6 protein-coding genes, 1 pseudogene and 1 CRISPR repeat array are annotated in these 5,482 nt (G+C 33.7%); of the genes and pseudogenes, 6 read left to right on the forward strand and 1 reads right to left on the reverse strand.

What is annotated here, in order from left to right; all coding sequences use genetic code 11:
- Positions 1 to 194: pseudogene (locus G580_RS10820) on the reverse strand (IS256 family transposase); the annotation flags it as partial.
- Between the two features lie 77 nt (positions 195 to 271).
- Between G580_RS10820 and G580_RS0109285 the strand changes: the two are divergent.
- From G580_RS0109285 to cas2, 6 genes are all read left to right on the forward strand, one after another.
- Entirely contained in the window at positions 272 to 1,099 is an 828-nt protein-coding gene (locus G580_RS0109285; protein WP_083960862.1) for a DevR family CRISPR-associated autoregulator, read from the forward strand.
- 11 nt (positions 1,100 to 1,110) lie between these two features.
- Complete coding sequence (gene cas5 / locus G580_RS0109290) at positions 1,111 to 1,908, forward strand: CRISPR-associated protein Cas5 (RefSeq protein WP_022856075.1); 798 nt, start codon at positions 1,111 to 1,113, stop codon at positions 1,906 to 1,908.
- Between the two features lie 101 nt (positions 1,909 to 2,009).
- On the forward strand, positions 2,010 to 3,254 hold the full coding sequence (locus G580_RS0109295; RefSeq protein WP_028841908.1) for an ATP-binding protein: 1,245 nt from the start codon (positions 2,010 to 2,012) through the stop codon (positions 3,252 to 3,254).
- Between the two features lie 2 nt (positions 3,255 to 3,256).
- The gene (gene cas4, locus G580_RS0109300) at positions 3,257 to 3,751 is read left to right on the forward strand and encodes a CRISPR-associated protein Cas4 (protein WP_038042052.1); all 495 of its coding nucleotides are present in this window, start codon (positions 3,257 to 3,259) and stop codon (positions 3,749 to 3,751) included.
- A complete protein-coding gene (cas1b, locus tag G580_RS0109305; protein WP_028841910.1) occupies positions 3,748 to 4,740 on the forward strand; it encodes a type I-B CRISPR-associated endonuclease Cas1b in 993 nt (330 codons plus the stop codon). Before cas4 ends, cas1b begins: the two co-directional genes overlap by 4 nt.
- Positions 4,741 to 4,743: 3 nt before the next feature.
- Positions 4,744 to 5,007: a CRISPR-associated endonuclease Cas2 gene (cas2, locus tag G580_RS0109310; protein ID WP_028841911.1), complete on the forward strand. Its 264-nt coding sequence runs from the start codon at positions 4,744 to 4,746 to the stop codon at positions 5,005 to 5,007.
- A gap of 160 nt (positions 5,008 to 5,167) precedes the next feature.
- A CRISPR array of direct repeats spans positions 5,168 to 5,466; the repeat unit is 30 nt; unit sequence GTTTTGAGCCTACCTATAAGGAATTGAAAC.
- The last annotated feature ends 16 nt before the right edge of the window (positions 5,467 to 5,482 follow it).

The following is a 5,482-nucleotide window of genomic DNA, read 5'->3' on the forward strand; positions in this document are numbered from 1 at the left end:
CCTAAGAAACAGGCAAGTTGTCTTTCATAGTAACCATTAGCTTTATTATCAATACTATCTCTAAGGAATATTTCTCTTTCTTTTTTCATGAGAGCGTTTAAGAGGAGTGCAGCAGCCATTTTGATACCCTCTTTTGATTCAATTTTTGAGATTTCACTTAAAACTTTTTCTAAATCTAAGTCTAAGTTTTCCATTTTACAGACCTCCTGGTTAGTTTAGTCTTTTAGGTTTTATGTTATCATTAATTTAAAAAATATTAAAAATTTTTATTATGCCTCTAAAATATTTTATTAAAAGACACAATTTATATTCTACTCCCCCGCTTTGTGATGCGTGTAAAATTGGGGAACCAGTGAGACCTGCTAAATCAGAAAATGGTATTTTATCTCATAGGAATGCGATTGCTGAAGGACAAACCTCTGTTATCCAAAAATGTTCTCTTTGTGATATTCATGGATATCTTGCAGCAATTGCTAGTGAAAGAAAAAGAGGGAAGACTTCTGAAGAGGGTGAGGAAGAACAAGAAGGGGTATCTGAAAGAAGAAGTTCAAGAGTGATGTTTTCATGGCTAATGCCTGTTTTGGAAAGTGAATGTTTTGCAAAACAGGTAATTCATTCCAGAGTCAAAAGTGGTGCTGAATTTGATGATAAAAAATTAGTTTCTCAGATGCCTTTTAACAAATCCTATGCCTCTGGAATTTATGCCTTTGTTTCAGCTCTCGATGTAGACAGGATAGGACTTGTAGAGCTAAACCTTGGAAGTTCAAATCTCTATGCTATAGAGGAGTCTGATCGTAAAAATAGAATTAAGGTTGCCATAGAAGCGTATCGTTATTTGATTTCAGGTCAAATGGGTGCCTCGCTCTCTCATGCCATACCTCATATGAACCAGATTGAGGTTCTCGTTGCCTATTCAGAGGTTGGACCTTTGCCATTCCCTGTTTCACCAATGTATAGCGATTATCTTTCCAAAACTGTAGGACTTTTCCCCCAACATGCTAAGTTTCTTTACTGGGGGCAAGAAACCCCAGAAGGAGTGATTAAAAAAGAAAAAATTTCCGAAATTTTTGATGAGCTTCTGAGTAAAGCTGGGGAATAAGAGTTTTTAACATGAAAGCCATAGCTTTTAAAGTAAGATTAAATTCTCTTTATTCCATTAGAATTCCTTTTACCTGGCAATCAGCTTTAACGTATCCTGTGTTACCACCATCCGCGGTAATCGGGATGTTTGCTAATGCTCTTCAGCGCTACAGGAATGATAGAAATCCTGTAGCTTATCTTAATTTAGTGGAAGAAAATATAATTTGGGCTGGCTCAAGGCTCCTTACACCCTGCCTTATCAAGAGTTATACAACCTCTGCCATTACTAAATGGGAAGATCGTATAGGTGCTAAATTTACTAATGCTCTGGGAAGACAGTTTGCTTTTACAAAGACCTTAGAAATTGCCGGAATTTTTAAAGATGAGGCCTTAATAAATGAGCTTGTAGAAGCTTTGATAACTTCTCCGCTTACTTGTGGAGATAGTGAATCGGTTATAAGCTTAGAGAGTAAACCTGAAGACATGATAAAGGAGGTTGAAAAAATAGATGATTTAGAAAGTATCGTCACTCATTATCCTTTCCCTTTTTCCAATGATGTAAAAATTAGTGAAGGAAAAGGGCTTCTTTATCTTATGCATGAAAGGTGTAAACCCTCTGAGAGGAATTTTCCTCTCACTCTTTATCTTGTTCCCATAGAAGAAAAAGAAAGAATCCTATTTCCTACCTCCGTAACTATTCAGATTGTTAAGAAAAATTCAGAAAGTCCAAAAGAAGTGTTTAAAATTCAAGACATAGGATATGTCTTAAAAAGCCAATTAAAAATAGAAGAACCAAAAGCTAAGATAAAGAAAAGGAAAAAGAATTAAAAATTTTAAGCTACAGGTGACATTAAATACAGGGTTTTTTTAAATTTTAATACGAGAATTTTTAAACTATGTTTTTAAAATTCTCGTGCTAAAATAAAACTATGATTAAAAGAAAATTGTTAGAAGAAATAAAAAGGCATCTGAATAAAAGAGAGATTACTTTTATCGTAGGGCCAAGGCAGGCGGGTAAGACTACGCTAATGTTAATGCTCAAGGAATTTTTAGAAAGAGAAGGCAAGAAAACGCTTTTTTTCAATCTTGATATTGAGTATGACAAAGAATTTTTTACTTCTCAGAGCAAGCTGATAAAGAAGATAGAGCTTGAATTGGGGAAGCAAGGTGGTTTTGTTTTTATTGACGAGATACAGCGAAAAGAGGATGCTGGGCTTTTCTTAAAAGGAATTTACGACATGAACTTGCCCTATAAATTTATTGTTTCAGGTTCAGGGAGCGTAGAGTTAAAGGAAAGGATTCAGGAGTCTCTGGTTGGTAGAAAGCGAATCTTTGAGCTTTCTACTGTAACCTTTGAAGAATTTATCAATCATAAAACCAGCTATCGGTATGAAGATAGACTATTAGATTTTTTTGAAACGGAAAAGACCAAAGTTGAGGAACTGTTAGAGGAGTATCTTATTTTTGGTGGTTACCCTCGTGTCATCTTAGAAGAGACCAAACGTGAAAAACTGGTCATCCTTAATGAAATTTTTCAGAGTTACATCGAGCGTGATATTTCTTATCTTCTGAGGGTTCAGAAGACTTCAGCTTTTAGTAATTTAGTTAAGATTTTGGCTTCACAAATTGGACAGCTTATAAATCTTTCAGAAATTTCCAATACCGTTGGAATTTCAGTTAAAACACTTAAAGATTATCTCTGGTATTTGGAAAAAACATTTATTATTGAAAGGGTTTCTCCGTTTTTCCGAAATGTTCGTAAAGAAATCAGTAAGACGCCAATTTTTTATTTTTATGATCTTGGGCTAAGAAATTTTGCGGTAGGAAGTTTTGGAGTTTTACAGGATGCTGGATTTGTTTTTGAAAACTTTATCTTTAATTTGCTTAAAGAAAAAGCAAGACAGAACTTTGCCAAAATTTATTTCTGGAGAACAAAGGATAAAAGTGAGGTAGACTTTGTCGTAGAAATAGGAAATGAGGTTATTCCTGTAGAAGTGAAGTACATAAGACTTGCCAAACCAGAAGTAACGAGAGGGATGAGAAGCTTTATAGAAAGGTATAAACCAAAGAAAGCTTTTATTGTAAACCTTGAACTTGAAAGCATCCTTTGTTCCAATAGTACCAAGCTTTATGTGGTACCTTATTACAAGCTACTGACTGATTGTTTCTTATAGAGATGGTATCCGTAACAGGGACACTTATTTGGTATTACTACATTTGTCCAAGGGAAGTATGGCTTATGAGCAGACACTTAAATCCGTCTCAGGATGACCCTTTTATTGAAATTGGAAGGCTTATAAGTAAGGAAGCTTACCAACGAGAAAGAAAAGAGGTAAGGGTTGAAAATATTGTTATAGATCTTCTAAAAAGTTCAGAGGGTGAAGTTGTGGTAGGAGAGGTGAAAAAATCATCGAAGTATGAAAAAAGTGCCAAGATGCAGATTTGTTATTATCTTATGAGATTAAAAGCACTTGGTATTCTTGCTAAAGGAGTTCTTCTTTTTCCAAAAGAAAAAAAGAGGATTGAGGTAGATCTTACTCCAGAGATTGAAGAAGAATTAAAAAATACTATTGCTGACATAAAGGCAATTTCTGAAAAAGAGACGCCGCCCCCAGCAAAAAAAATTAAGTTTTGTGCAAAATGTGGTTATAAGGAGTTTTGCTGGGCATGAAAAAAACTGTTTATATCTTTACAGACGGAGAACTTAAACGAAAGGACAACACTATTTGCTTAGAGACTTCTAATGGTAAGAAATATCTTCCTGTTGAAAATGTAGCTGAAATCTTAGTTTTTGGAGAAGTAACAGTAAACAAGCGTTTTCTCGAATTTCTCACTCAATCAGAAATAATTCTTCATTTTTTTAACCGATATGGTTATTATGTCGGCTCTTTTTATCCACGCGAACATCTAAACTCTGGTTACATGATTTTAAAACAGGCTGAATTTTATCTTGATAAGGAGAAAAGATTTGTTCTTGCAAAAAAGTTTGTTTGGGGAGCTATAGAAAACATCAAAAAAGTCCTTACCTACTATCAGAATAGAGGAAAGAATTTAGAGGAAATTATTGATAAAGTTAACTCTATAAGTGATGGACTTGTAAGATGTAGAAATGTAGATGAGCTTATGGCTATTGAGGGAAATGTAAGAGAGCAGTATTACCATGCTTTCGATAGAATCCTTAATAAAGAACACTTTATTTTTGAAGCACGCACTAAAAGACCGCCTAAAAACAGATTAAATGCTCTTATAAGTTTTGGGAACTCTCTTCTTTATACAACATGTTTGAGTGAGATTTATAGAACTCATCTTGATCCAAGGATTGGGTTTCTTCATACTACTAACTTTAGGAGGTTTAGTCTTAATCTTGATGTAGCTGAAATCTTTAAGCCGATTATTGTGGATAGAGTGATTTTTAATTTGGTTAACAAGTCTATTATTAAATCTCAACATTTTGAGAGTAAACTTGACGGCATTGTGTTAAATGAAAAGGGTAAACAGGTGTTTATTAAAGAATTTGATGAAAAATTAAAAACAACGCTTTATCATAAAAGATTAAAAAGAAAGATATCTTACAGAAGTTTAATTCGTTTAGAATTGTATAAGATTGAAAAACACTTAATGGGAGACGAAGAATATAAACCCTTTATAAGTGAATGGTAGGCAATGTATGTGATTTTAGTGTATGATATTAATGAAAAAAGAGTGCAAAAAGTGTTAAAGATTTGTAGAAAATTTTTGCATTGGGTACAAAATTCAGTTTTTGAAGGAGAGATTACAGAAGCAAAACTTTTCAAGCTAAAACAGCAGCTTAACCATGTTATAGATCCTGAAGAAGATTCGGTGGTTATATATACGTTTTTAACTGAGAAGTATTCAAGAAGGGAGATTTTAGGAAAGAACAAAGCGGTTACGGATGTGATTATATAAAATTTCTGTCGATCTTAGATAATGTGAAAGTTTTTGGGGATAGACGAGGGGTAAGATATTAGATTAAATCTTGACAAGCTGGAATTTGGAGAGGTAATTTTTAAAGAGAGAATTAAGTTCTTTGACAATTGAATAATAGATTTTATAATATTTTAAATGGGTTTTGAGCCTACCTATAAGGAATTGAAACTAATCGGGAAAATAAAGTTTGCAACCTGCAAAAAGGAGTTTTGAGCCTACCTATAAGGAATTGAAACCAGCCTTAGGCATTCCAAAGACAACTGATGTTTCAGCATGTTTTGAGCCTACCTATAAGGAATTGAAACTCTTTGGTGGCGGGAGTATGATTACAAAGGGGATGAGGTTTTGAGCCTACCTATAAGGAATTGAAACTATAATTTGTTTTTTAGGAAACCCGACCATTTCTTTGTTTTGAGCCTACCTATAAGGAATTGAAACTATTTTTGACAAAGAA

It is taken from the genome of Thermodesulfobacterium hveragerdense DSM 12571 (assembly GCF_000423845.1).
In the GTDB taxonomy this organism is placed as follows: domain Bacteria; phylum Desulfobacterota; class Thermodesulfobacteria; order Thermodesulfobacteriales; family Thermodesulfobacteriaceae; genus Thermodesulfobacterium; species Thermodesulfobacterium hveragerdense.

Coding starts and splice junctions, on each gene's coding strand:
- G580_RS0109285 (WP_083960862.1), top strand. CDS start 272: ATGCCTCTAAAATATTTTATTAAAAGACACAATTTATATTCTACTCCC.
- cas5 (WP_022856075.1), top strand. CDS start 1,111: ATGAAAGCCATAGCTTTTAAAGTAAGATTAAATTCTCTTTATTCCATT.
- G580_RS0109295 (WP_028841908.1), top strand. CDS start 2,010: ATGATTAAAAGAAAATTGTTAGAAGAAATAAAAAGGCATCTGAATAAA.
- cas4 (WP_038042052.1), top strand. CDS start 3,257: ATGGTATCCGTAACAGGGACACTTATTTGGTATTACTACATTTGTCCA.
- cas1b (WP_028841910.1), top strand. CDS start 3,748: ATGAAAAAAACTGTTTATATCTTTACAGACGGAGAACTTAAACGAAAG.
- cas2 (WP_028841911.1), top strand. CDS start 4,744: ATGTATGTGATTTTAGTGTATGATATTAATGAAAAAAGAGTGCAAAAA.